This window comes from Streptomyces fradiae, assembly GCF_041270065.1.
Classification (GTDB): Bacteria; Actinomycetota; Actinomycetes; order Streptomycetales; family Streptomycetaceae; genus Streptomyces.
On sequence record NZ_CP065958.1, the window covers coordinates 1,567,558 to 1,592,573 of the forward strand.

23 protein-coding genes are annotated in these 25,016 nt (G+C 73.8%); 12 read left to right on the forward strand and 11 right to left on the reverse strand.

The genetic code is table 11. The features are described 5' to 3' along the window. The first annotated feature begins 28 nt into the window (after nt 1-28). The 4 genes from hmgA to JAO84_RS07000 all read left to right on the forward strand — a co-directional run bounded on the left by hmgA (nt 29) and on the right by JAO84_RS07000 (nt 4,720). The gene (gene hmgA / locus JAO84_RS06985; RefSeq protein ID WP_370411374.1) at nt 29-1,354 is read left to right on the forward strand and encodes a homogentisate 1,2-dioxygenase; all 1,326 of its coding nucleotides are present in this window, start codon (nt 29-31) and stop codon (nt 1,352-1,354) included. 72 nt (nt 1,355-1,426) lie between these two features. Next, a complete protein-coding gene (locus tag JAO84_RS06990; RefSeq protein WP_370411376.1) occupies nt 1,427-2,176 on the forward strand; it encodes a GntR family transcriptional regulator in 750 nt (249 codons plus the stop codon). Between the two features lie 168 nt (nt 2,177-2,344). Then, on the forward strand, nt 2,345-3,406 hold the full coding sequence (locus JAO84_RS06995) for a hypothetical protein (protein WP_370411378.1): 1,062 nt from the start codon (nt 2,345-2,347) through the stop codon (nt 3,404-3,406). Nucleotides 3,407-3,484: 78 nt separating this feature from the next. Next, nucleotides 3,485-4,720, forward strand: a complete 1,236-nt coding sequence (locus JAO84_RS07000) for a type ISP restriction/modification enzyme (protein ID WP_370411380.1) — start codon at nt 3,485-3,487, stop codon at nt 4,718-4,720. Here JAO84_RS07000 and JAO84_RS07005 read toward each other — a convergent pair whose 3' ends face one another. Beyond that, nucleotides 4,721-5,440: a TetR/AcrR family transcriptional regulator gene (locus JAO84_RS07005; RefSeq protein WP_370411382.1), complete on the reverse strand. Its 720-nt coding sequence runs from the start codon at nt 5,438-5,440 to the stop codon at nt 4,721-4,723. A gap of 90 nt (nt 5,441-5,530) precedes the next feature. On the opposite strand from JAO84_RS07005, the gene JAO84_RS07010 reads away from it, so the two are divergent. Then, nucleotides 5,531-6,529: an ATP-binding cassette domain-containing protein gene (locus JAO84_RS07010; protein WP_370411384.1), complete on the forward strand. Its 999-nt coding sequence runs from the start codon at nt 5,531-5,533 to the stop codon at nt 6,527-6,529. Further along, nucleotides 6,526-7,314 (forward strand): ABC transporter permease, encoded by a 789-nt coding sequence (locus JAO84_RS07015; protein WP_370411386.1) that lies wholly within the window; start codon nt 6,526-6,528, stop codon nt 7,312-7,314. Before JAO84_RS07010 ends, JAO84_RS07015 begins: the two co-directional genes overlap by 4 nt. A gap of 185 nt (nt 7,315-7,499) precedes the next feature. Here the strand turns inward: JAO84_RS07015 and JAO84_RS07020 are convergent, their stop codons facing one another. After that, nucleotides 7,500-7,772: a hypothetical protein gene (locus JAO84_RS07020; RefSeq protein ID WP_370411388.1), complete on the reverse strand. Its 273-nt coding sequence runs from the start codon at nt 7,770-7,772 to the stop codon at nt 7,500-7,502. A 275-nt stretch (nt 7,773-8,047) separates the two neighbouring features. Between JAO84_RS07020 and JAO84_RS07025 the strand changes: the two genes are divergently transcribed. Then, complete coding sequence (locus JAO84_RS07025) at nt 8,048-9,703, forward strand: serine/threonine-protein kinase (protein ID WP_370411390.1); 1,656 nt, start codon at nt 8,048-8,050, stop codon at nt 9,701-9,703. On the opposite strand, the gene JAO84_RS07030 is transcribed toward JAO84_RS07025, so the two are convergent. Both JAO84_RS07030 and JAO84_RS07035 read right to left on the reverse strand, forming a co-directional pair. Beyond that, nucleotides 9,687-10,493: an SGNH/GDSL hydrolase family protein gene (locus JAO84_RS07030; protein WP_370411392.1), complete on the reverse strand. Its 807-nt coding sequence runs from the start codon at nt 10,491-10,493 to the stop codon at nt 9,687-9,689. The genes JAO84_RS07025 and JAO84_RS07030 overlap by 17 nt on opposite strands. 234 nt (nt 10,494-10,727) lie before the next feature. Continuing rightward, nucleotides 10,728-11,102, reverse strand: coding sequence for a GntR family transcriptional regulator (locus JAO84_RS07035; protein ID WP_370411394.1), 375 nt, complete (start codon nt 11,100-11,102; stop codon nt 10,728-10,730). A gap of 74 nt (nt 11,103-11,176) precedes the next feature. Here JAO84_RS07035 and JAO84_RS07040 point away from each other — a divergent pair, with 74 nt between their 5' ends. Both JAO84_RS07040 and JAO84_RS07045 read left to right on the forward strand, forming a co-directional pair. Next, nucleotides 11,177-12,106, forward strand: coding sequence for an N-acetyltransferase family protein (locus JAO84_RS07040; RefSeq protein ID WP_370411396.1), 930 nt, complete (start codon nt 11,177-11,179; stop codon nt 12,104-12,106). Further along, nucleotides 12,087-12,584: a DUF402 domain-containing protein gene (locus JAO84_RS07045; RefSeq protein WP_370411398.1), complete on the forward strand. Its 498-nt coding sequence runs from the start codon at nt 12,087-12,089 to the stop codon at nt 12,582-12,584. Before JAO84_RS07040 ends, JAO84_RS07045 begins: the two co-directional genes overlap by 20 nt. Here JAO84_RS07045 and JAO84_RS07050 read toward each other — a convergent pair. The 4 genes from JAO84_RS07050 to JAO84_RS07065 all read right to left on the reverse strand — a co-directional run bounded on the left by JAO84_RS07050 (nt 12,571) and on the right by JAO84_RS07065 (nt 16,217). Then, nucleotides 12,571-12,987, reverse strand: a complete 417-nt coding sequence (locus JAO84_RS07050; protein ID WP_370411400.1) for a DUF6299 family protein — start codon at nt 12,985-12,987, stop codon at nt 12,571-12,573. The genes JAO84_RS07045 and JAO84_RS07050 overlap by 14 nt on opposite strands. 177 nt (nt 12,988-13,164) lie before the next feature. Further along, nucleotides 13,165-14,667 (reverse strand): tripartite tricarboxylate transporter permease, encoded by a 1,503-nt coding sequence (locus JAO84_RS07055; protein WP_370411402.1) that lies wholly within the window; start codon nt 14,665-14,667, stop codon nt 13,165-13,167. A 3-nt stretch (nt 14,668-14,670) separates the two neighbouring features. After that, nucleotides 14,671-15,153: a tripartite tricarboxylate transporter TctB family protein gene (locus tag JAO84_RS07060; RefSeq protein WP_265865691.1), complete on the reverse strand. Its 483-nt coding sequence runs from the start codon at nt 15,151-15,153 to the stop codon at nt 14,671-14,673. 80 nt (nt 15,154-15,233) lie between these two features. Beyond that, nucleotides 15,234-16,217, reverse strand: a complete 984-nt coding sequence (locus tag JAO84_RS07065) for a Bug family tripartite tricarboxylate transporter substrate binding protein (RefSeq protein ID WP_370411404.1) — start codon at nt 16,215-16,217, stop codon at nt 15,234-15,236. 179 nt (nt 16,218-16,396) lie between these two features. Here JAO84_RS07065 and JAO84_RS07070 point away from each other — a divergent pair, with 179 nt between their 5' ends. After that, nucleotides 16,397-17,071, forward strand: coding sequence for a response regulator (locus JAO84_RS07070; protein ID WP_370411406.1), 675 nt, complete (start codon nt 16,397-16,399; stop codon nt 17,069-17,071). A 173-nt stretch (nt 17,072-17,244) separates the two neighbouring features. Continuing rightward, nucleotides 17,245-18,186, forward strand: a complete 942-nt coding sequence (locus JAO84_RS07075; protein ID WP_370411408.1) for a lytic polysaccharide monooxygenase — start codon at nt 17,245-17,247, stop codon at nt 18,184-18,186. 3 nt (nt 18,187-18,189) lie between these two features. Here JAO84_RS07075 and JAO84_RS07080 read toward each other — a convergent pair whose 3' ends face one another. The 3 genes from JAO84_RS07080 to JAO84_RS07090 form a co-directional block, all read right to left on the reverse strand. After that, entirely contained in the window at nt 18,190-19,062 is an 873-nt protein-coding gene (locus tag JAO84_RS07080; protein WP_370411409.1) for an esterase/lipase family protein, read from the reverse strand. Nucleotides 19,063-19,262: 200 nt separating this feature from the next. Next, nucleotides 19,263-20,222 carry a hypothetical protein gene (locus JAO84_RS07085; protein WP_370416676.1) on the reverse strand — a complete coding sequence of 320 codons (960 nt, stop codon included), beginning with the start codon at nt 20,220-20,222 and terminating at the stop codon, nt 19,263-19,265. Continuing rightward, nucleotides 20,219-23,806: a DNA polymerase III subunit alpha gene (locus JAO84_RS07090; protein WP_370411411.1), complete on the reverse strand. Its 3,588-nt coding sequence runs from the start codon at nt 23,804-23,806 to the stop codon at nt 20,219-20,221. Before JAO84_RS07090 ends, JAO84_RS07085 begins: the two co-directional genes overlap by 4 nt. A gap of 178 nt (nt 23,807-23,984) precedes the next feature. On the opposite strand from JAO84_RS07090, the gene JAO84_RS07095 reads away from it, so the two are divergent. After that, entirely contained in the window at nt 23,985-25,016 is a 1,032-nt protein-coding gene (locus JAO84_RS07095) for a DUF3533 domain-containing protein (RefSeq protein ID WP_370411413.1), read from the forward strand.

Consider the following 25,016-nt stretch of genomic DNA (forward strand, 5'->3'; position numbering starts at 1 on the left):
GTTGTGAGCGTCTGGACAGGAGCACGCGATGAACGCGGAGACCCACGCGGAACGGGCGAGAAAGACGGCCGAAGCGCTGACCTACAGCACCGGCTTCGGCAACGAGCACAGCTCCGAGGCCGTCCCCGGCGCCCTCCCGGACGGGCGGAACTCGCCGCAGCGGGCGCCGCTCGGCCTGTACGCGGAGCAGCTGAGCGGAAGCGCGTTCACCGAGCCCCGGGCGCACAACCGGCGCTCGTGGCTGTACCGGATCCGCCCTTCGGCGGCGCACCCGCCGTTCGCGCGAATCGACAACGGCGCGCTGCGCAGCGCGCCCTTCACCGAGACCGTGCCCGACCCGAACCGGCTGCGCTGGAACCCGCTGCCGCAGCCGCCGGCCGGCACCGACTGGCTGGCCGGTCTGTGGACCCTCGGCGGCAATGGTGACACGACGCAGCGCGCCGGCATGGCCGTGCACCTCTACCACGCGAACGCGCCCATGGAGCGGGTGTTCAGCGACGCCGACGGCGAGCTGCTGATCGTGCCCGAGCACGGCGGGCTGCTGCTCCGCACCGAGCTGGGCGATCTCGCGGCCGGTCCCGGCGAGGTCGCGCTGATCCCGCGCGGGGTGCGCTTCCGGGTGGAGCTCCTGGAGGAGACGGCCCGCGGCTATGTGTGCGAGAACTACGGCGCCCCGTTCCAGCTGCCCGACCTCGGCCCGATCGGTGCGAACGGTCTCGCCAACGCGCGTGACTTCCGGGCACCGGTCGCCGCGTACGAGGACGTAGAGGGCCCGGTGGAGGTGGTCAACAAGTACTGCGGCAACCTCTGGTCGGCGACCTACACCCACTCCCCGCTCGATGTGGTCGCCTGGCACGGCAACCACACCCCGTACGTCTACGACCTGCGCCGTTTCAATGTCATCGGGACGATCTCGTACGACCACCCCGACCCGTCGATCTTCACCGTGCTGACCTCGCCGTCCGACACCCCCGGGCTCGCGGGCGTCGACTTCGTCGTCTTCGCGCCGCGCTGGCTGGTGGGCGAGGACACGTTCCGGCCGCCGTACTTCCACCGCAATGTGATGAGCGAGTACATGGGTCTGATCGAGGGCGCGTACGACGCGAAGGCGGAGGGTTTCGTGCCGGGCGGCGGCTCGCTGCACAACATGATGTCCGCGCACGGCCCCGACCGGGAGACCTTCGACAAGGCGAGCGCCGCCGAGCTGAAGCCGCAGAAGATCGACGACGGTCTGGCCTTCATGTTCGAGACCCGCTGGCCGGTCACGGCGACCGCGCAGGCGGCCGGTGCCGACCACCTGCAGCGCGCCTATGACGACGTATGGCAGGGTCTTGAGCGCCACTTCCGGCCGTGACCGGCGTGACCGGGCGTTCCGTCCGGCGTCCTGTCCGACCGGTTGTCCCGTAGTCGTCATACGGAGTTGACCGTGACCGCCTTCGCTCCCGACTCGCTGGTCCTGAACCGGAAGCTGCCGCTCTGGTACCAGGTCTCGCAGTCGTTGCGCGCCTCCATACTGGGCCGCACCCCCGACGCCTCGCTGCGGCTGCCCACGGAGGAGCAGCTCGCCGCGCATTACGGGGTGAGTGTGCTGACCATGCGCCAGGCCCTCAAGGAGCTGGAGGAGGAGGGCCTGATCAGCAGGCACCGGCGGCGCGGCACCTTCATCGAGCCGGGCGCCCGGCGCTCCACGCCGCGCCGGCTGCTCGGCTCGATCGACGCGATCGTGGCCCAGCAGTCCGGCGAGCGGACCACGGTGCTCGGCCATGGCACCGAGCCGGTGCCGGGCGAGCTCGCGGAGTACTTCCCGGAGGCCGCCGAGGTGGCGGTCTTCCGGCGGCTGCGGGCCGACGGGGAGAGCGGCGAGCCGACGAACTGGGCGGAGAACGCGGTGCTGCCGGAGCTCGCGGCGGGCATCGACCCGGCGGATCTGGAGCGCTGGCCGATGACGAAGGTGCTGCGGGACGTGGTCGGGGTCCGGATCAGCCGGATCACCGACACCGTCGAGGCGCGGCTCGCCGACCCGGAGACGGCCCAGCTGCTCCGGGTCCCGCTGCTGTCGCCGATCCTCCACTACACGGGTGTGACGTACGACGAGGACGGGCGGGTCGTGGACGTGGCCCGGATCCGCTACCGGGGCGACCGGTTCTCGTTCACGGTGACGGTCGAGGCGCAGTGACGCGGGTACGCGGTGCCGCGGTGACCCGTTGACGCGATAGCACCGTGACCTTGCCGGGTCCGGGCAGCGGAGGGGCGTCCGGACTGCCGTGACGGCTCCCTTGTGCCGGCCGTGGCGGCGGCGCACGCTGAGCCCGCGCAGGGGGGTCGGCGAGCTGGGGGGGGCGGAATGCGGCACGTGGGTGTCTTCCGGTGGGTGGTGGTGGCGGGACTGGCGCTGCTGCTGGGGTCGTTCGGGGTGTACGAGGCGGCGCCGGACTATCCGGAGCTGAAGCAGGTCGACCTGACGGTCCTCGACGAGAAGCCCGACGGCACGTGCGAGGTGCGCTGGTCGGACCCGGTGGACCACCGCTTCCGGGACGGCACGTACCACTGCGATCCCAAGCGTTCGGCGGTGCTCAAGGCCCCGAACTACGACGACGGTTCCGGTTACGGCTGGGAGACCGGGTTCGTCCGGGCCGAGGAGCCGCACCGGGGCGAGCTGTTCCGGCTCGGCCAGGAGACCGGGCGGGAAGGGTACGTCGGCCTGGCCGACGGTCTCGCCGGGCTCGGGCTGCTGCTCACCCTCGTCGGCCTGGTCGGCGGCAACTTCCGCACGCTGCCCCGGCTCGTCGAGGCGGAGCCGCGGCTGCTGCGGCGCGCGGCGGACCTGCGGGAGGCGGCGGACTGGGTGGCCCGGGACCACGAGCGCGCCGTCGCGGCGGTCCGCGCGGCCCGGGGCGACGCCCCACTGCCCCTGGAGGGCCTCCTGGAGGCCCCGCCGGACCTGGCCCGGGACGCGGAGCTGCTGCGGGCCCTGCGGGTGCTGGTGGAGGCCGGCCCGGGGGCGCGCGAGGCGGCCGGGACGGGCCGGTGGCTTTCCGAGCGGCTCGATCCGCTGCTCGAGGACGCGGCCCCCGCCGCGCGCTACCGCACGATCCTGCGCGCCGGTCCGCGGTCCCGGCAGCGCGCCGCCCGCGCGATCGGCCAACTGCGCCCCCTGCTCGCCGCGGCCGAACGGGAGGGGCTCACCGCCCGCTTCGCCCAGGCCTCGGTCGACCTGCTCCGCAGCCAGGACACGGACCCGGCGGGCCTGGGCGCCTGGACGGACTTCACCACCGCCCCGGAGACGTACCGGCGGGTGCTGGAGGAGACCGCGTCGGGCGCGCCGGCCGCGGCGCCGCCCGCGGCCCTGACGGCGGGGGCCGGGGCGGGCGCACCGCGCCGGCGGGTGCGGGTCCGGATCCGCTGAGCTCGGCGGCGGCCCGCAGGCCGTACCCCGTGCCCCGTGGCCCCGTGCCCTGGATGGGCGCTCCCCGCTCTCGTTAGCATGCGGGGCGTGACGGAGGATCTGCCGCTTGGCCCCGGGGCCGTGATGGACGCGCCCCTGCTCGACGACCTCATGCCCTGGTCCGTGGCGCCGCTGCGGCTCGGCCGGCCGTGGGTCGTGGCGCCGGACCGCCGGACGCTCCGCGAGCGGTGGGCGCGGCTGGTGGCGGCGGAGGGGGACGAGCGGGAGGCGTTGTTCCGGGGCAGCCGGGCGCGGACGACGGGGAGTTCGGTGGCGGCGCTGCCGGGGCAGCGGACCGGGACGGGGCGGCTCGCGCGGGAGGCGGGGGCGTGTCCGGAGCCGGTGCGGGTGGCGTACGGGCCGTTCGACGAGCAGTGGCTGCTGCCGGACCACCGGCTGATCGACGTCGCGCGGCCGGAGTTGTGGCGGGTGACGGACGAGCGGCAGCTGTTCGTCGTCGAGCAGGGGTACGTGCCGGGCGCGGCCGGGCCCGCGCTCCTGGTGACGGCGGTGCTGCCGGACGGGCGCTCCCCCGCGGGCCGGCCGGGCCGGATCCGGCCGCTGTTCCGGCGGCCCGGCGGTCTGGAGCCCAATCTGGCCCCGGGGCTGGTCGAGCTGCTCGGCGAGCGGTACGGGTACGGGGTCGGCGCGGCCGATCTGGTGGCCTGGGCGGCGGCAGTGGCGCTGCCGTCCGCCGGCGGGTGCCGGGTGCCGTTGCCCGCGGATCCGGAGGTGTGGGCGGCGGGCGTGGCGCTGGGGCGCGAGTTGGTGGAGACGCAGTTGCGCGGGGCGCGCGGCGGGGCCCGGCCGCGGCTGCCGGGGGGCCGCAGGCCGTACGTACGGGCGGCGGTCCCGGCCCGGCCGACGGCGCTCTCGTACGACCCGGAGGGCGAGGTGCTGAGTGTGGGCGAGGGGCGGATCTCGCCGGTGCCGGCGGCGGCGTGGGAGTTCGAGGTCGGCGGGGCGCGGATGCTGGAGCAGTGGTTCGCGCACCGGACTGCGGCCGCCGAGCCGGGGACGCTCGAGGCGATCGGGCCGGCGGCCTGGCCGCAGGAGTGGACCTCGGAGCTGCTTGAGCTGATCACGGTCCTCGCGCTGCTCGCGGGGCGCGAGGAGGAGCGTGCGGCGCTGCTCGCACGCGCCGGGGCGGACGGTCTCGGGGCGGGCGCCCTGCGGGCGGCCGGGGTGCTGCCCGTACCGGCGTCGGCGCGCCGGCCCGCGTCCGTGCTGGACCATCAGGAGGAGGGTCCGGAGGGGCAGTTCATGCTCCTGTAGTCAGGCTCCGCGGGGCGTGAACGAGTCGAGCAGCCGGGTGATGGTGAGTTCGAAGATCTCGTCGGTGTCGACGGGTGCCGGTGACGCGGCGATCAGTGCGGCGAGGTGCGGGTAGGCGCCGGTCATGAGCTGTCCGGCGAGGTAGGCGCCGCGCACCTGCTGTTCCTCCGCCTCGGACCAGGGCAGGCCGCGGGCGCGTTCGGCGATGGCCTGCTCGTTGCGCACGGTGGCCATGACGGTGCCGTTGATCATGGCGATGAGCTGCATCTTCAGGCCGGGGTCCGCGTCGAGCGGGGTCAGGGCGCCGAGGCACCACTCCAGGAAGCGCAGGGCGTTGGGACTGAAGCCGTAGGCGGTGGTCATGATCCGGGTCAGCCAGGGGTGCCGTTCCATGATGGCGCGGGTCTGCCGGGCGATGCCGGTCATGTCGGCGCGCCAGTCGCCGCTGGGCTCGGCGGGGAGTTCGTACTCCTCGCTCGCCGCGTCGACCATCAGCTCGTAGAGGTCTTCCTTGCGCGGCACGTAGTTGTACAGGGACATGGTGCCGCAGCCCAGTTCGGCGGCGATGCGGCGCATGGAGACGGCGTCGATGCCCTCGGCGTCGGCGATGCGGACGGCGGCGTCGACGACGTCGCGCCGGCTGTGGGCCGGTTTGGGGCCGCGGCCGGTGCGCTCGGGGCGCGCCCAGATCACTTCGGGTTCGGCCGCTCGGCCCGCCATCACTCATCACCTCGTCGCCCCATCGTAACGAGGCCGCCGACCTCGCCCGCGCAGTTACGTACACCGTACGCAGTGCGCTAGGGTCACCCCATGACAACAACTACGTACGCTGTACTTAGTGAGGGTCTGCAGAAGCGCTACGGCGACGTGCACGCGCTGCGCGGGCTCGACCTCGCCGTCCCCGAGGGCACCGTCTGCGGGATCCTCGGACGCAACGGCGCCGGGAAGACCACCGCCGTCCGGGTGCTGACCACGCTCGTGCGGCCGGACGGCGGCAGCGCCCGGGTGGCCGGGTGCGACGTGGTCCGCGACCCGGCCGGGGTGCGCAGGCGGATCGCGGTCACCGGGCAGTACGCCTCGGTCGACGGCGACCTCACCGGCGCCGAGAACCTGCGGCTCTTCGCCCGCCTCCTGCGCGCCCCGCGCTCGCGCGCCGACGAACTCCTGGAGCGCTTCGGCCTCGCCGAGGCCGCCGGCCGCCCGGCCCGCACCTACTCCGGCGGCATGCGGCGCCGGCTCGACCTGGCGGCGAGCCTGATCGTGCCGCCGCGGGTGCTCTTCCTCGACGAGCCGACCACCGGGCTCGACCCGCACAGCAGGAACGGGATCTGGGACGCCGTACGGGAGTTGGCGGCCGGCGGCACCACCGTGCTGCTCACCACCCAGTACCTGGAGGAGGCCGACCGGCTCGCCGACGAGGTCGTCCTGGTCGACGGGGGCCGGGCCGCCGAGCGCGGCACCCCGACCGAACTCAAGGCGCTGATCGGCAGTTACGCCGAGGTCGTGGTCGCCGAACCGGCGGCCCTCGAAGCGGCCGCGGCCGTGCTCGACCGGCTCACCGGGTCGCTGCCGGTCCTGGACGCCGAGCGCCGCACGGTCGGCGCGGTCACCACCGACCCCTCCCTGACCCTCCCCCGGCTCGTCCGCGAGATCGACGCGGCCGGCGTCCCCGTCCTCGACGCCTCGCTGCGCCCGCCCACCCTCGACGAGGTGTTCCTGCGCCTCACCGAGCGCGGCGCGGGCCCCGACGCCACCGACCGCACCGGCACCCACCACACCGGCACCGACCGCAAGGAGTTCGCCGCATGAGCGCGAGCGCTCTCGTCCACGACGGCACCGCGATGCTCGGGCGGAATCTGCTGCGGGTCCGGCACGCCCCGGCGATCACCGTCATGACGCAGACGATGCCGATCGTCTTCCTGCTCTTCTTCGGGTACGTGTTCGGCGGCGCGCTCGCCATGCCGGGCGCCGACTACCGGGCGTTCCTGGTGCCGGGCATGCTGGTGGCGACGGCCGCCAACGGGGTGATGACCGGGATGTTCCAGGCGGCCCAGGACACCCACCGGGGTGTGACGGACCGGCTGCGGACCCTGCCGGTGAGCCGGGCGGCGGTGCCGCTGGGGCAGGCGCTCGCCGATCTCGTCACCACCGCGGTGGGCACGGTTCCGCTGCTGCTCGTCGGCCTCGCGATGGGCTGGCGGATCGAGGGCACGGCCGTCGAGGCGGCGGGCGCGCTGGGGCTGCTGCTGCTCTTCCGGTTCGCGGCGACCTGGGTGGGCATCCTGCTCGGGCTGGCGTCGAAGAGCGAGGAGGCGGCCGGTCAGCTGGGCAGCGCCACCTTCATGCTGCCGCTGCTGTCGAACGCGTATCTGCCGACCGACGGCATGCCGGGCTGGCTGCGCACGGTTTCGGAGTGGAATCCGATCTCGGCGGTGTCGACGGCCGTCCGGGGGCTGTTCGGGAACGCGCCGGTGCCGGCGCCCGGCGAGGCGGCCTGGCCGGTGACGCACCCGGTGGCCGGGGCGCTGCTCTGGTCGCTGGCGCTGCTCGCGCTGTGTGTCCCGGCGGCGGTCAGGCGCTGCGCACGGGGCTGAGCCGGGACGCCGACCGGTGCCGGGAGGCGGGGCGGGGCCGGTGGGGAGAGGGCGCCGGACGGGCGGGGACACGTCCGGCGGCGGGTCGGAAGCGGGTCGTGGGCCGAGCGGGGGCGGGCGGGAGCGAAGCGTCGGGGTACGCGGGAGCCCGGCCCGGACGGCCTGTCAGCGCGGGGCGTCGAGGGTCAGTGGTGGCTGCCGAAGAGCGAGCGGCGGAGCCGGCGGAGCGGGGCGAAGAGCGAGACCCGCGAGCTGCGGCTGCGGTGGCCCTGCACCGGCACCTCACGCGTACGCGTCGTCAGTTCCCGCATGAGCAGGGTCGCCTCGGCCGCCTCGCGCTGCGGTATGGCGGGACCGCCGAGCACCGCGAGATGGCGGTCGAGTCGCGAACTCGTCGCGCTGCTCCCGCAGGTGATGGCAGGCACTCGCGGCCTGCTGCGCATTGCTATCTGTTCCATGTCACTCCCCACCCGTACGAGGGCACCCGGCCCGGGCAGGTTAACCCTATCGCTCCGCTACGACACCCGTGTATTCCGGCCGCAGGATTCACCGCTTGTGTACGGGGGTTGACGATCACTGTCCGAATCCGTCTGGTTCCAGGGTGAGTTGGACAGCGCTCGAACACCTGTCGAACCGTCACGAACCATCCTGCACGCCCGGCCCCCACCAGCGGCCCCGCAACAGGGTGTGATCTCCGCCACCAAAAGCGGCGACCCTCCGCTACCGTGGAGAGATGACGGTCATCGCGGGGCGTTACCGGCTGCTCGACGTGCTCGGCGAGGGCGGGATGGGCACCGTCTGGCGCGCCCGGGACGAGGTCCTGGGGCGCGAGGTGGCGGTCAAGGAGGTACGCGCCCCGGCCGGTCTGCCGGACGCCGACCGCGAGCGGTTGTTCGCCCGCCTGGAGCGGGAGGCCCGGTCGGCCGCGCGGATCACCCATCGCAATGTCGTCACCGTCTACGACGTGGCCCTGGACGACGACCGCCCCTGGATCGTGATGGAGCTGGTCCGCGGGCTCACCCTGGCGGAGACCCTGGAGGCCGAGGGGCCGCTGCCGCCGCGCCGGGCGGCGCACGTGGGCGCCGAGGTGTGCGCGGCGCTGCGCGCGGCGCACGAGGCGGGGGTGCTGCACCGGGACGTGAAGCCGGCGAACGTGCTGCTCGCCAACGACGGGCGGGTGGTGCTCACCGACTTCGGGATCGCCGCCGTGGAGGGCGTCTCGCCGCTGACCATGACCGGCGAGCTGATCGGCTCGCCCGAATACCTGGCGCCCGAGCGGGCCCTGGGGCACACGCCGGGGCCCGCGGCCGACCTGTGGTCGCTCGGCGTGCTGCTGTACGCGGCGGTGGAAGGCGTGTCGCCGTTCCGGCGGGAGACGCCGCTGGACACCCTGCGCACGGTGGTGGACGAGGAGCCGCTGCCGCCCGCGCACGCCGGGCCGCTGGCGCCGGTGATCGAGGGGCTGCTGCGCAAGGAGCCGGAGCAGCGGCTCTCCGCGCGGGTGGCGGAGGATCAGCTGCGCCTGGTCGGCGCGGGCGGCGCGCCGCGCACGGAGCCGCCGCCGGCGGGGGCGTACGCGCCGCTCCCGGTGGGAGGTCCGGGCGGGCCCGGCGGGACCGGCGGGCCTGGTGGCACCGGGCCGACCGCCCCGATGCCCGTACCTGCCCCGGTGCCCGGCCCTGGCCCGGAGGAGTCCGGCCGTCCGCGCCGGCGGTGGGGTCTGGTGGCCGGGATCGCCGCGCTGCTCCTGGTGGCGGGCGGGCTGACGTACGCGGCGCTGCGCGACTCGGGTGCGGACGACGGCGGTTCGCCGGTGCCGCCGGTGACGACGAGCGCGCCGACGACGGCACCGAGCACCGCCTCGCCGTCCACGTCGGCGGAGACGGGCACCACCTCGCCGAGCGCGACGACCACTCCCCCGGTGTCGGTGATCGTGAGCGTGCGGGCGGTGCGCGACACATACGAGGGCGCGTGTCCGCCGCCGCTCGACGCGGCGCCGCAATTCGCGGCGGCGGTGACGGTGGACCGGACGCCGGCGACCGTGTCGTACCGCTGGGCGACGGAGAGCGGCGAGAAGCAGGACGCGGCCTGGCGGACCCTGGACTTCCCCGAGGGCGGGCCGACCGAGCAGCGGCTGACCCGGACTCAGGCGGACTATCCGGCGGGGGCGCAGGTGAGCGACCGGATCCGCCTTGAGGTGCGGGATCCGGTGGCCCGCGAGTCGAACTGGGTGGATTTCTCGGTGACGTGCGAGGAGACGGCCCCGCCGCCGTCGTCGCCGCCCGCGACGACGGCGACTCCTTCGGGCGGGACCGCCTCCCCGGGCGGTGCTCCCGGCGGTGCGCCGGGCGGTGGTGCGGGGACGGCCGCGGCTATGCCACGCCGCTGAAGGTCGGCAGATAGCCGCCGGACTGTCCGGCGGCGGTCGGGTGGTACGACTCGCCGATGTTGAGCCAGTTGAGGCTGTGCAGCCAGGACGAGCCGGAGCAGATCTCGTGGCCGGTGAAGGCCGGGACGACGCCGGCGAAGGGGAAGCCGTGGTTTGCGGCGCGCTTGGCGGTGGCGGCGTTGAGGTAGTCGGAGGCGTCGTTGATGGCGCGGCGCTCGTTCTCGCTCAGGCCGGCCACGCAGGTGCCGTTGAGCTGGTAGAAGCGCGGGTAACCGAGCACCACCACGCGGGCGTTGGGGGCCTTGTTGCGGATGGCGTTGTAGACCGAGTCGAGCTTGCCGGGCAGGGTCGTGTCGACATAGCTCTTGGCTTGATTCACTCGGTTGATACAGGTCGCCTCGGACTGCAGGACACAGGTCGTCATGACGTCGGCGAAACCGGCGTCGTTGCCGCCGATCGTGATCGAGACCAGGTCGGTGCCGGTGTTGAGGGGTCCGAGCTGATTCGCCGTGACATCACCCGTTCGGGCGCCCGAGCAGGCGGTGAAGGCGAAGGAGGACGGCGCGTGGGCGTTCTTCCAGAGGACCGGATAGGCCTTGGTGGAGCGCTTGCAGTCGCCGCTGGCGCTGTCGTAACTCCCGGCTCCGACACCGGAGGAGTACGAGTCGCCCAGGGCCACGTAGTCCACCGCGGCGGTCTCGGCGGCCTGTGCGACCCCGGCCCCGGTGAGGGCGAGGACGGCGCCGAGGAGCAGCGAGGACGAGAAGGCCGTAAAACGGGACAGTTTCATGGAACCTCCCTGTAGCAGGATCTCTGCGTTACCAGGTAGTAGCAGCGGATCCCGCCCACCGGAAGTGTTCATGTCAAAACTCGTGGTGGACGCGCGTTGAAACCTCTTCAGGAACCAATGGATTCAAGCCAGTCGACGAACCGTCACGAAGTACCGCGAGGAGGGTACGAGGAGGGGTACGAGGAGAGGTGCGCGGACCTTCCGCGCCCCTCCCGCTCGTACCCCCTGCCCGGCCTACTCCTCGTACGCGGCCCGCAGCGCGTCCCGCACCGCGGCGCTCGCCGCGTCGTGGCTGAGGCCCAGGCGGTGGGCCTCCGTGGCATAGGCCGCGGCGGCCGTGGCGGCGAGCCGGGAGGCCGCGTCGGAGGCGGCGGCGATGAAGGTGCCGTTGCGGCCGCGGGTCTCGATCACACCGTCCGCCTCAAGGGCCTTGTACGCCTTGGCGACGGTGTTCGCCGCCAGGCCCAGGTCCTCCGCGAGACCGCGCACCGTCGGGAGCTTGTAGCCGACGGGCAGCTCGCCCGAGCGGGCCCTCTCCGAGATATGGGCGCGCAGTTGTTCGTACGGAGCGGTGGTGGAACGGGGATCCACGCTGATTCGAAGCGTCACCCGCCTGATTCTGCACCCGGCCCGCCGGAAAATGGGAGGCGGGCGGCGCGGCCCGGCGCATACCGTGCGGTGACATGACTGTGATCGTCCGCGATGTACGGCCCTCGGCCCCCGAGGACGCCGAGGCCTTCGCCCGGGTGCGGCGCGCCGCGCTGCCCTGCATGCTCGCGACCGGCCGGCAGGTGGCCCACGACTGGGCGCATGCCCATCCCGACGCCCACGCCAGGCCGCTGCTCGCCGAGGCCGACGGGCAGGTGATCGGCACCGCCGAGGTGTCGTTGGCCCACGAGTCGCCCGAGCCGGGCATCGGTGACGTCAATGTCTACGTCGACCCCGCGCACCGCCGCCGGGGTGCCGGGGCGCTGCTGCTGCGCGCCGCCGAGGAGCATCTGGCGTGTGCCGGGGCGGACACCCTCTACAGCTGGGTGCTCGACGAGCCGGCGAACCTCGCCTTCGCCGGGCGCCACGGCTATGCCGGCAGCCGCTCGGCCTATTTCCTGCGCCTCGACCTGACGACGGCCGCACTGCCGCCGCTCCAGGAGGCGCCGGCCGGGGTGGAGCTGCGCACGGCGGCGGACTTCGCCGCCGACCCGCGCCCGCTGTTCGAGCTTGACGCGCTGACCACGGCCGACGAGCCGGGTGACGTGGCGGCCGAACTCGACGACTACGCGCACTGGCTGGCCACCACCTGGGAGCACCCGCTGCTCGACCGGGAGCTGACCACGGTCGCGGTGGTCGACGGCCGGCCGGTCGCCTTCAGCGCCGCCCGCACCGACGGAGAGGGGCGCTACGGCTCGGGGATGACCGGTACCCACCCGGACCACCGGGGCCGGGGCCTGGCCAAGCTGGTGAAGAACGCCTCGCTGCATCTGGCCCGGGCGGCCGGCTGCACGGAGGCCTTCACCGGCAACGACGCCGAGAACGCCCCCATGCTGGCCGTCAACCGATGGTTCGGCTACGAGATCCGCGCGAAGGAGACCCGTCATGTCCGCCGCCTCGGTTGAGGTCGAGATCGCCCTGGTGAAGGCCGGGCGGACCAAGATCCGCTATCCGGCCGAGCTGCTCGCCGACGACGGGACGCGCCTCACCGTACGCGCGCCGTGGGCCGCCGAGGGCGTCCGGGACTTCGGCTTCGTGCGCTTCGAGCCGGGTGACGTCTTCACCGAGCACTACTGGCGGGACCGGTGGTACGCGGTGAAGGAGGTCCGGGCGGGCGACGGCACGCTCAAGGGCTGGTACTGCGATGTGACCCGGCCGGCCGTGGTGGCCGCGGACGGCACGGAGGTGGTGGTCGAGGACCTGGACCTCGACCTGTGGGTGTCGGCCGACGGGCGCGAGGTGCTGCGGCTCGACGAGGACGAGTTCGCGGCGAGCGGGCTCGCCGCCGCCGACCCGGCGGCGGCCGAGCGTGCCGTACGCGCCCTCGACGAGCTGGCGGCGCTCGGCCGGGACGGACTGGTCCGGCTGCTCAGCCGAGCGTGACGTCCGCGTCCTCGGTGGCGAGGAAACCGGGCATCGGCAGGCCCATCGGGCCGGTGGCGGTGAGCTGCATCAGGGTGGCTTCCACCTGTGCCGTACCGGCGCGGTAGGCGGGCTCCTTGACGACGGCGGTGTTGGTCCAGGGGTGCACCAGGCCGTCGCAGACGGCCTGGGTGCCGCCGATCCCGGTGGAGCGGTCCGCCTGGATCAGCCGGGAGCTGACGAAGACCGGTCCCGCGCTGTCGTCGACACAGCGGTAGGTGCCGGAGAGGGTGACCGTGCCGTCCGCGGCGACCGTGCCCCGCGGGTCGACGGAGACTCCGTCGGCGGGGCCGGCGTAGGCGGTGGGGGCGGTGGCCGCGGCGGAGGCGAGCAGGGCGCCGGCGAGGACGAGGCGAGCACGCATCGTGGGGAATCCCTTCGGGGGTGGGGTGGGACGCTGCCCGCCAGGGATACCGGATCAGGCCGCCGACTGTCCGAAACTCACCCCTTCGGGGGCGCGTTGAGGAATTTCCCGATGTGCGTACGGTCGTACGACGCTCCCGCCCCCTCCCCCGGCACCGCCCGCCCCGCCCCGCCCCGGTCACGCTCGGGCGGTGGCCTCGCGGCGCCGTCCGATCAGCTTCCGCAGCAGCGGCCAGGCCAGCAGGATCAGCACGACCGCGTACACGGTGACCGAGAACGGGGTGTCGACGAGTCCGGCCGGCGAGCCGTCGCTGATCTGGAGGGCGCGGCGGAGCTGCTGTTCGGCGGCCGGGCCGAGGATGACGCCGATGACGGCGGGCAGGACGGGCAGTCCGTAGCGCCGCATGCCGAAGCCGACGAGCCCGATGGCGAGCAGGATCACCAGGTCGAGGGCGGCGCCGCCGACCGCGTACGCGCCGACGGCGGCGAAGAACAGGATGCCGGCGTAGAGGTACGGGCGGGGGATGCGCAGCAGTTTCGCCCAGACCGGCGCGAGCGGCAGGTTGAGCGCGAGCAGCAGCACCATGCCGACGAACAGCGAGGCGATCAGGCCCCAGACCAGGTCGGGTTCGCGTTCGAAGAGGAGCGGGCCCGGCTGGATGCCGTACTGCTGGAAGGCGGCGAGCATCACGGCGGCGACGGCGGTGGTCGGAAGCCCGAGGGTGAGCATGGAGACCAGGGTGCCGGCGGCGGAGGCGGAGGCGGCGGACTCGGGGCCGGCGACGCCCTCGATGGCGCCCTTGCCGAACTCGTCCTTGTGCCGGGAGAGACGCTTCTCCGTCACGTACGACAGGAAGGTGGGGATCTCCGCGCCGCCGGCCGGGATCGCGCCGAACGGGAAGCCGATGAGCGGTCCGCGCAGCCAGGCCTTCCAGGTGCGCTTCACGTCGGAGCGGCCGAGCCAGGGGCGGCCCACCGGGATGGCCTCGCCGGTGGTGCGGCGCAGATGGGCGGCGACCCACAGGGCCTCGCCGATGGCGAAGAGTCCGACGGCGACGATGACGACGTCGACCCCGTCGGCGAGCTGGAGGGAGCCGAAGGTGAGGCGCTGCTGGCCGGTCATCCGGTCGAGGCCGATCAGGCCGATGGTGAGGCCGATGAGGAGGGAGGCCAGGCCGCGGATCCGGGAGGAGCCGAGGACGGAGGTCACCGCGATGAAGGCGAGGACCATGATGGCGAAGTAGTCGGGGGCGCCGATGTCGACGGCGAGCGCGGCGACCGTCGGGGCGAGCGCGACGAGCAGGATCGTGCCGGCCAGGCCGCCGGTGAAGTGGCCGATGGCCGCGGCGGCGAGGGCCTGCGCGCCCCGCCCGGCCTTGGCCATCGGATTGCCTTCGATGGCGGCGACCACGGCCGCGCTCTCGCCGGGGGTGTTGAGCAGGATGGAGGTGGTGGAGCCGCCGAACATGGCGCCGTAGTAGATGCCGGCGAACATGATGAAGGCGCCGGTCGGCTCCAGGCCGTAGGTGACGGGGAGCAGCAGGGCGACGGCCATGGCGGGGCCGATGCCGGGGAGCACGCCGATGGCGGTGCCGAGCAGGACGCCGACGGCGGCCCACAGCAGGTTCATCGGGGTCAGCGCGGTGCCGAACCCGTCGAGCAGGGAGGTGAGCGAGTCCATGGGTCAGAGCACTCCCATCAGCGGGCCGCCGGGCAGCGGGACTCCGAGCAGGTTGTTGAAGACGACATAGGTGAGGAGGGAGAGCGCGGCGGCGATCAGCGGGTCGCGGTGGTGGTGGCGGCTGCCGAGGGCGTAGGCGGCGCCCCAGAAGAGCAGGGCGCCGGAGACCGGGAAGCCGAGCGGGCCGATGAGCACGGCGAAGCCGAGGAAGACGCCGGCGAGGAGCAGGACGGTGCGCCAGTCGCTCGGCTCGGTCAGGTCGATGTCCTCGCCGCCCTCGGCCTCGCCGCGGCCGCCGCGCAGGACGTCGACGGCGAGGAGGACGGCGACGACGAGCAGGCCGGCGCCGACGACGAGGGGGACGGTGCGGGGGCCGACGGGGCCGCGCTGTCCGATGTCCACGGTCATGGTGAGCGCGTCGGTGAGGACGAGGACACCGAGGAGGAACAGCAGGGCGCTGACGCCGAGTTCGGAGTGCTCGCGCAGCCAGGACGTGCGGGCGGCGGTGGGGGCTTCGGTGGTTTCGGGGGTCTTGGTGGTCTCTGGCGTCGTGTCGCCGGTCGTGGTCACAGGCCGAGCTCCTTCAGGACGGTTCCGACCTGCTTGTCCTGGGCGGTGAGGAAGGTGCCGAACTCCTCGCCGGGCAGGAAGGCGTCGTTCCAGCCGTGGGTCTTCAGGGACTCCCGCCATTCCTTCGAGGCGTGCAGTTCGGTGACGAGGCCGACGAGCTTGTCGCGTTCGGCGTCGGTCAGCCCGGGCGGGGCGACGATCCCGCGCCAGTTGATGAACTCGGTGTCGAGGCCGGCCTCGCGCAGGGTGGGCGCGTCGAGTCCGGGGACGCGTTCGGCGCCGGTGACGGCGAGCAGGCGCAGTTCGCCGGCCTTGATCTGGTCGAGGTACTCGCCGACGCCGGAGACGCCGAAGGCGACCTTGTTCCCGAGGATGGAGGCGAGGAGTTCACCGCCGCCGTCGAAGGGGACGTAGTTGACGTCCTTCGGGGCGATGCCGGCGGCGCGGGCCATCAGCATGGGCGCGAGGTGGTCGGGTCCGCCGGGCGAGGAGCCGCCGCCGACGGGCAGTTTGCCGGGGTCCTTCCGCCAGGCGGCGAGCAGCTCCTGGATGGTCTTGTACGGGGAGTCCTTGCCGACCACGACGATGTCCTGCTCCATGGTGAGCCGGGCGATCGGGGTGGTGTCGGCGAGGGTCTTCGGCGTCTTGTTGGTGTGGACGGCGCCGACTACGCCGAGGCCCATGGACATGGCGAGCCGGCCGTTGCCGTGCTCGCCGACGAGCCGGGTGAGGCCGACGGTGCCGCCGGCGCCGGGCAGGTTGAAGACCTCGATGTCGGAGGTGAGTCCGGCGTCCTCGGCGTTCTTCGCCGCGGTGCGGGCGGTGATGTCGTAGCCGCCGCCGGGGGTGTTGGGGACCATGAAGCGCAGGCCGGGTATCTGTGTGCCGGTGCCGGCGCCGCTGCCGGAGGTGAGCAGCGGCGGTCCGACGAGCACGAGCAGCGCCGCCCCGAGCAGGGCGAGGGGAGTGCGCAGGCGCACGGGTGCCGCCTCTCGAAGGGGAACGGGGGGAACGGGGGGGAACGGGGAGATCGGGGGATGTCTCAGGGACGCCTCGGGGATGTGAGGTGGCCCACATGTTGCCTGCGCGTGAGGAAGCTGTCTCTCTTCCGCAACCAACGGACGTTGTGGTCCTTGTGGTCGCGTCCTACCTTGTCGGCGTGACGAAGGTGCTGGTGGTCGACGACGACTTCATGGTGGCCAAGCTGCACTGCCGCTATGTGTCGGCGGTGCCGGGCTTCTCCGTCGCCGGGGTCGCGCACACCGGCGCCGAGGCGCTGCGCGCGGCGCACGCGCTGCGGCCGGATCTGCTGCTGCTCGACATCTTCCTGCCGGACATGGACGGGATCGCGGTGCTGCGCGAGCTGCGGGCGGCGGGGCTCGCGACGGACGCGCTGTTCATCACGGCGGCGCGGGACGCGGACACGATCCGCTCGGCGCTGCGCGCCGGGGCCCTGCACTATCTGATCAAGCCGTTCAACCAGGCGGCGCTGCAGGAGCAGCTGCGGCACGTGGCGGCCCTGCACGGGCGGCTCGACGACCTGGCGGAGGCTGAGGCCCGGCAGGAGGACGTCGACCGGATCTTCGGGGCCCGCCCGCGCGGCTCCCGCGAGCTGCCCAAGGGCCTCGCGGCCCCGACCGCCGATCTCGTCGACACCATTCTGCGCGCGCACCCCGAGGGCCTGTCGGCCACCGAGTGCGCGGAGGCCGGCTCGCTGTCCCGGGTGAGCGCCCGCCGCTATCTGGAGTACTTCGCCGCCACCGGCCGCGCCGAGATCTCGCTGCGTTACGGCGGTACGGGCCGGCCCGAGCGGCGCTACCGGCGGGTGGGCTGACGCGAAGGCGAGGGCGAGAGCGAGGGCGTTGCCTGTGCCCCCGCTTAGACGCTCCTTAACGCGACCATAAGGATCGGCCGGTGAGCCTTCCGGGGACCGGATCCGCGCTTCTCGAGGGCTAGTTTCCTTGGCAACCCCCCACACCCCCACCCTCGTGAAGGAGTTGTCCCCCCATGACCTCACGCCGTACGGCCGCCGCGGCCGTCGTCTCCACCGCCGTGCTCGCCCTGTCCGGGCTCGCCGTCGCCCCCGCGTTCGCGCACGGGTCGATGACCGATCCGGTGAGCCGGGTCGCCGGGTGTCACGCGGAGGGGCCGGAGAGCCCGAAGTCGGCGGCGTGCAAGGCGGCGGTGGCCGCGGGCGGGACGCAGGCGCTGTACGACTGGAACGGGGTGAACATCGCGAACGCGGCCGGGAAGCACCGCGAGATCATCCCGGACGGCGAGCTGTGCAGCGCCGGGAACGAGAAGTTCCAGGGGCTCGACCTGGCGCGGGCGGACTGGCCGGCGACCTCGCTGAACTCCGGGCCGCACACCTTCCGTTACAAGGGGACCGCGCCCCACCGCGGAAAGTTCGAGCTGTACGTGACGAAGGACGGGTACGACCCGTCGAAGCCGCTGAAGTGGTCGGACCTGGAGGCGGAGCCGTTCGCGACGGTCGTCGACCCGGGGATGCAGAACGGCGACTACGTGTTCACGGGCACGATCCCGGAGAAGTCCGGACGGCACCTGATCTACTCGATCTGGCAGCGCTCCGACTCCCCCGAGGCCTTCTACGCCTGCTCGGACGTGGTGTTCGGGAAGGACGGCGCCCCCACCCGGGCTCCGGCGCCGAGCGCGCCCACGGCGGCGCCCGCCACCGGGCACGGGCAGCACGCCGGACACCCGGCCACGCCGACGACCGCGCCGGCGAGCGAAGCCCCGGCCGCCCCGACGAGCGAAGCTCCGCAGACCGCCGCACCCGCCCCCGCGCCCCAGGGCGGCTCGGGTTCCGGTGAGGAGCTGGCGGAGACCGGGGGCGGCGCCGCCACGCCGTATCTGGCGATGGGCGGCGCCGCCGTTCTGGCGGTCGGCGCGGCCGTGCTGTTCGTCACGGCGCGCCGCCGGCACGGATAGGGGTCAGCTGAAGACCGAGGCGCAGGTCGTCGGGGTCGCGTGGGCCGGGTCGAGGGCGTTGTTCACCTCGTGGAAGACGATCCGGTCCACCGTGCCGATGGCCACGTGCTCGGACAGGTCGAGCGCGCACCGGTCCTGGAGCAGCACGTTGCTGACGTTCGGTCCGGACAGCCAGCCGGACTGGTACGGGGTGACGACCTCGTCGTACTTGGTGGCGATCACCGTGTACCGCACGCCGGGCACGGTGTCGCCGCCCGCGTTGAGCTTGGTCATGAACGCGGAGCCGGCGATCTGGTCGGCGAGTCCCGGGGTCGCGCTGGTCAGCAGGTCCTGGGCGCCGGGGAAGTACGGCAGCAGCTGGGTGAGGCCGCTGAGCGTGGTGCCGTGGTTGTCGGGGGCGATGCCGACGAGGGCGTTCACCTTGTCGGCGCCGCCGAGGAACTTCAGGTAGTAGCGCGGCATCATGCCGCCCTGCGAGTGCCCGACGAGGTCGGCCTCGGCGGCGCCGGTGGCGGCGAGGACCTTGTCGACGTACGCGTCGAGCTGGGCGGCGGAGGCGTCGATCGGGCCGAGTCCGTTGAAGAACGGCACTCCTGGCAGCTGCCCGTAGTCGAGCGAGAAGACGCAGTAGCCCCGGTTGACCAGATAGGGGGCGAGACCCAGCCAGTTGTCGACGGAGTTGCCGAAGGTGCCGTGCACCAGGACGACGGGCCGGGGGTGGGCGGCGGACGGCTTGCAGGTGTAGTCGTTCCAGCCGCGGCTGGGGGCGTCGTCGGCCTGTGCGGCGGCGCCGGGGACGAGGGTGGCGGCGGCGGTCAGGAGCAGGACGGACAGCGCTCGGGCGATGTGCTTCCAGGGCGGTTTCCAGGGCAGCATCGGGCGATCTCCTTGCGGCTCAAGGGGAATGAGGGAGTGCTACGCCCTGCGGTCCGGACCACAAGTGGGGATGTGCGCTTTCCGCCAAGTTACGGATGGGTAGCCCCGGTGGGAAGTTACGCGTCGGTAAAAAGTCCCGTGTCGCCTACACCCTCGTGCTTGCGCCACCACGCTCACGCGGTCGGCTCACGCGGTCGGGCTCACGCCGCCAGCGAGCCCGGCAGCACCGCCCTCGGCCCGTACTTCGCGCGGGCCCGGTCCGCCACCGCCTCGATGCGACGGGCCTTGTCGTCGGCCGGGTCGAAGGTGAGCTGATGGGCGGCGGACTCGGCCGGTGCCAGGCCCTCGGCGCGCAGGGCGATGCCCCGGACCCGGGCGCGCTGGAGGCCGAAGGAGGCGTGGATCGCGTACGCGAGCGTGCTGAGCTCCGTCGAGTGGGCGGTGGGTTCGCGCAGGGCGCGGGTGCGGGTCGTCGTGGTGCGGTCGGCGTAGCGGACGGTCACCGTCAGGGAGCGGCACACCTGGCGCTCGGTGCGCATCCGGGCGCCCAGTTCCTCGGTGAGCGAGAGCAGCGCCCTGCGCTGCTCGACGGGGTCCAGCTCGTCGTACGGGAAGGTCCGTTCGGCGGCCATCGAGCGGGAGACCTCGCCGGGGACGACGGGGGTGCGGTCGATGCCGCGGGCCCGTTCCCACAGCTCGCGGCCGGCCTTGGCGCCGATGAGCCGCTGGAGCACGGCGAGCGGTGCGTCGGCGACCCGGCCGGCGGAGTCCAGGCCGTAGCCGCAGAGGGTACGGGCGGTGGCGCGGCCGACGCCGTCGAGGGCGGCCACCGGCCGGTCGCGCAGGAAGTCCGCCGGGTCCTCGACGACCAGGGTGGCGCCGGGCCGGGCCGCGCGGGCGGCCATCCGGGCCAGCATCGGGTTGGGACCCGCGCCGATGACGCAGTCGACGCCGTACAGGGCGAGTGCTCTGACCCGGATCACCGAGCCGAGTTCGGCCGCGGTCCAGCCGAAGTAGCGCAGTGCGCCTCGCACGTCGGCGAGCGCCCCGTCGGGCGGGGTCGCCTCGACGAGCGGGGTGAACTCGCCGAGCAGGTCGAGCAGTCGGGGGAGCATCACCTCCCCGGCCGTCTCCAGGCGGAACCGTACGCAGAGGATCATCCGGCGCTCCCGGGGCTGCTGTGCCACAGCTTCCGCGACGGTGTCGCGGCGCCTTCCCCGGCCGGCTGGAGGTCGGCCCAGGGGTTCATCGTGTAGCCGGTGGACAGGGTGATCCGGCGGCCGCCTCCGACACCGTCGGCGTCGCCATCGCCCCTGCCATCGGCGTCGCTCTCCGCGGGAACGGGCTCCTCCGAGAGCCGCTCCCCCACCGCCGCCAGGCCGCCGCTCTCCCGCAGTTCGGCCAGCTCGGCCAGGTTCCAGGCGGCGGCGCCGACCACGCTGAGGCTGCGCGGTCCGCGCCGCTGCACCACGCCCCGGACGAGCAGCAGCCAGGAGTGGAAGACGGTGTGGGCGCAGCGTTCGTGGGAGTCGTCGAAGAAGGCGAGGTCGACCAGGCCGGTGCCGTCGTCGAGGGTGGTGAAGATGACCCGCTTGCCGGAGCGGATGGGCGGGGTCTGGGTGGCCGCCTTGGCGCCGGCGACCAGGACGGTCTGGCCGTGCCGGGCGGAGCGCAGCCGTTCGGCGGAGACCACGCCGAGTTCGCGCAGGAAGGCCTGGTGGTCGCCCATGAGGTGGCGGGAGGCGTCCATGCCGAGGATGCCGAGTTCGGCGCTGAGCCGTTCGGTCTCGTCGAGGTCGGGCAGGCCGACGGGGGCGGTCTTCCGGCCCTGGGCGAGCGGGAGTTGTCCGCCGTAGGAGGCGGCGCCGCGCTGGGTCCGGTGCAGTTCGGTGAGGTGGAGCAGCAGGTCGCGGCGGTTGGCGCCGAAGGCGTCGAGGGCGCCGACCTGGGCGAGGCGTTCGGCGACGGGTTTGCGGGGGCGGGCCCGTTCCCAGAAGTCGAGCAGGGAGGCGTAGGGCTGTCCGGTCTCGATGCGGGCGCTCTCGGCCTCGCTGATGCCGTGGACGTCGGCGAGCCCGAGCCGCAGGCCCCAGCGCTCCGCACCGGCACCGGCACCGCCGCCGGACACCAGTTCGATACGGTGGGCGGCCGCCGACCGGTTCACGTCGAGCGGCAGCACCGGCACCCCGCGCCGCCGGGCGTCCGCGAGCAGCAGCCGCTTGGGGTACATGCCGGGGTCGTGGGTGAGCAGCCCGGCGTAGAAGGCGGCCGGGTGGTGCGCCTTGAGCCAGGCCGACTGGTAGGTGGGCACGGCGAAGGCCACCGCGTGCGCCTTGCAGAAGCCGTACGAGCCGAAGGCCTCGACGATCTCCCAGGTGCGGGCGACGACCTCGTCCGCGTACCCCTGCCGCCGCGCCCGCTCGGCGAACCAGGTCCTGATCCGGCCCTGCGACTCGGGGTGGGAGAGTCCGCGGCGCACCTGGTCGGCCTCGTCGCGGCCGCAGCCGGTCATGATGCTCACGATCTTGATGATCTGTTCGTGGAAGACGACGACGCCGTAGGTCTCCCGCAGCGCGTCCGCCAGGTCGGGGTGCGGGTAGCGGACCGGGGCGCGGCCGTGCCGGGCCTCGATGAAGGGGCGGACCATGTCGGCGGCGACCGGTCCTGGGCGGAAGAGCGAGATGTCGACGACGAGGTCGTGGAAGTTCTCGGGCTGGAGCCGGCCGACCAGGTCGCGCTGGCCCGGGGACTCGATCTGGAAGCAGCCGAGGGTCTCGGTGGAGCGGATGAGCCGGTACGTGTCGGGGTCGCCGGGCGGGATGGCGTCGACGTCCGGCCGGGTGCCGGTGGCGCGCTCGACCTCGGCGACGGCGTGCGCCATCGCGGACTGCATCCGCACGCCGAGGACGTCGAGCTTGAGCAGTCCGAGGTCCTCCACGTCCTCCTTGTCGAACTGTGCCATGGGCATCGGGGAGGGCCCCGGGCCGCCGGGGCCCGCGGGGATCTCCCCGGCGGTGGGGACGACGGGGGTACGGGCGAGCAGCGAGGCGTCCGAGAGGAGCACCCCGCACGGGTGCATGGCGATGCCGCGAGGCAGCGCGTCGAGCGCCTCGACCAGTTCCCAGAACCGCCCGTGGCCCGCGGTCCGCTCCAACTCCCCTTTGAGGTCGCGCAGTTCGGGCAGCTCGTCGAGGGCGGCGCGGGCGTCCCTGGCGCGGATGTGCGGGAAGGCCTTGGCGATCCGGTCGATCTCGGCCGGGTCCATGGACAGGGCGGCGCCCACGTCCCGTACCGCGTGGCGGACCCGGTAGGTCTCGGGCATGGCGACGGCGGCGACCCGCTCGGCGCCGAAGCGGTCGAGGATCGTCCGGTAGACCTCGAGGCGGCGGGCGGACTCCACGTCGATGTCGATGTCGGGCAGCGCGGTGCGGCGCTTGGACAGGAAGCGCTCCATCAGCAGGCCGTGCTCGACCGGGTCGGCGTGGGCGATGCCGAGGAGGTGGTTGACAAGCGAGCCGGCGCCGGAGCCGCGGGCGGCCACCCGGATGCCCAGGCCGCGCACGTCGTCGACGACCTGGGCGACCGTCAGGAAGTAGGTGGCGAAGCCGTGGTGGGCGATGACGTCGAGCTCGCGGTGCATCCGGTCCCAGTAGTCACGCCGTTTCTCGTACCCCTTGCGGACCATGCCGGCGGCGGCCCGGGAGGCGAGCACCCGCTGGGCGGTGCGGTGCGCGGCGCCGACCAGGTACGGCTCCGGGAAGTGCGCCGAGCCCATGCCGAGGTCGTCCTCGGGGTCGACCAGGCAGGCCGCGGCGACGCCCTCGGTGTGCTCCAGGAGCCGGTGGGCGGTGTCCCGGCGGAAGCCGGCGGCCTCCACCACCCGCTCGGCGACGCCCAGCATGGCGCCGGCGTCCTTGAGCCAGGCCTCGCCGCTGTCGAGCCCGGCCCGGGGGTCGACGGGCACCAGGCGGCGGGCGGCGTCGAGCACGTCGGCGACCGGGCCCTGGCCGGGGTCGGCGTACCGCACCTCGTTGCCGAGCACCGGCCGCACGCCCTGCTCGGCGGCGAAGCCGAGGGTGCGGGCGGCGAGCCGCAGCGAGCCGGGTCCGGTGCCCGTGCGCCCGTGGTGCACGACCTCCAGGCACAGGGCGTCGCCGTACCGCTCGCGCCAGGGGGCGAGGAGCCGCGCGGCCCGGTCGGGCCGGCCGGCGGCGAGGGCGCGCCCGACGTCGGAGCCGGGGCCGAGCAGGACGAAGAGCTCGTCGCCGGCGCCCGTCCCGTGGTTCGCGGACCGGGGCAGCAGGGGCTGCCCCTCCCCCGCGTGGGCGTGGGCGGCGCTGACCAGCGCGCAGAGCTCGGCCCAGCCCGTACGGGACCGGGCGAGGAAGACGGCGCGGGGCGCGGACTCGTCGACGAAGGCGCCGCCGCGCACGGGCACCCGCCGGGCGGAGCTGACCCCGCCGATGCCGGCCCCGCCGCCGGCCGCCCGGTCCCCGGGCCGGGCGTCGTGCGGGACCGGGGCGAGGAAGGGCTCGCAGCCGAGGTCGACGCCGAAGAGCGGGCGGATCCCGGCCTGCTCGCAGGCCTTGGCGAAGCGGACCGTGCCCGCGACGGTGTCGCGGTCGGTCAGGGCGAGGGCGTCCATGCCGCGCTCGGCGGCGCGCTCGGCGAGGCGGGCGGGGTGGGAGGCGCCGTAGCGCAGGGAGAAGCCCGACGCGGTGTGCAGATGTGTGAACCCCGGCATGCGCCGTCCCACCTCCCACAGCAAAATCGTACGTACGTTCCCACCCCCTCATCCCCACCCTAGCTCATTTTCGAACGCGCGTACGATAACCGGGGCGGGCCTCCCCGCCCGCTCCGCCCGTCATCCGTTCGGACGTCTCCCACCTGCGGAAACACCGGCACCACCCGAGCGTGGGGGCATGAGTCTCGTCGACGAACTGAAGAGCGCCGTCACTCCCCGAGCAGCCCTGCTGGTCGTCGGCGTCTTCGCCCTCCAGCTGCTGTTCATCGCCTCGTACGTGGGGGCCCTGCACCACCCGAAGCCGACGGACGTGCCCTTCGGCGTGGTCGCACCCCAGCAGGTCTCCACCGTCCTCATGGAGCGTCTGGAGAAGCTGCCCGGCGACCCGCTCGACCCGCGGACGGTCACCGACGCGGCCGAGGCCCGGGACCAGATCATCAACCGGGACATCGACGGGGCCCTGATCGTCGACCCGCGGGGCCGCACCGACACCCTGCTCGTCGCCTCCGGCGGCGGCACGGTGCTCTCCGCCGCCCTGGAGAAGACGTTCACCCAGGTGGAGGCGGCCAACCGGCGCACGATCCGCACCGTCGACGTGGCCCCGGCCTCCCCGCAGGACTTCGACGGGCTCTCCGCCTTCTATCTGGTGGTCGGCTGGTGCGTCGGCGGCTACATCTGCGCCGCGATCCTGGCGATCAGCGCCGGCTCCCGCCCCGCGAACCCGCACCGGGCGATCATCCGGCTCGGGGCGCTCGCGCTCTACGCGATCCTCGGCGGCCTGGGCGGCGCGATCATCGTCGGCCCGATCCTGGGCGCGCTCCCCGGCAGCGTGGCCGCGCTGTGGGGCCTGGGCGCCCTGGTGGTCTTCGCGGTCGGCGCCGCGACCCTCGCCCTCCAGTCCGTCTTCGGGATCGTCGGCATCGGCCTGGCGATCCTGCTGATCGTCGTCGCGGGCAACCCCAGCGCGGGCGGCGCCTTCCCGCTGCCGATGCTGCCGCCGTTCTGGAAGGCGATCGGCCCGGCCCTGCCCCCGGGCGCGGGCACCTGGGCGGCGCGCTCGATCGCGTACTTCAAGGGCAACGACATGACCGCGTCGATGCTGGTGCTCTCCGCCTGGGCGGTCGTCGGCTCGGCCGTCACCCTGGCGATGTCCGCGCTGAAGCGGCAGCCGGCGGCGGAGCCGACCGCCGGAGCACCCTCGGGCGCGTAG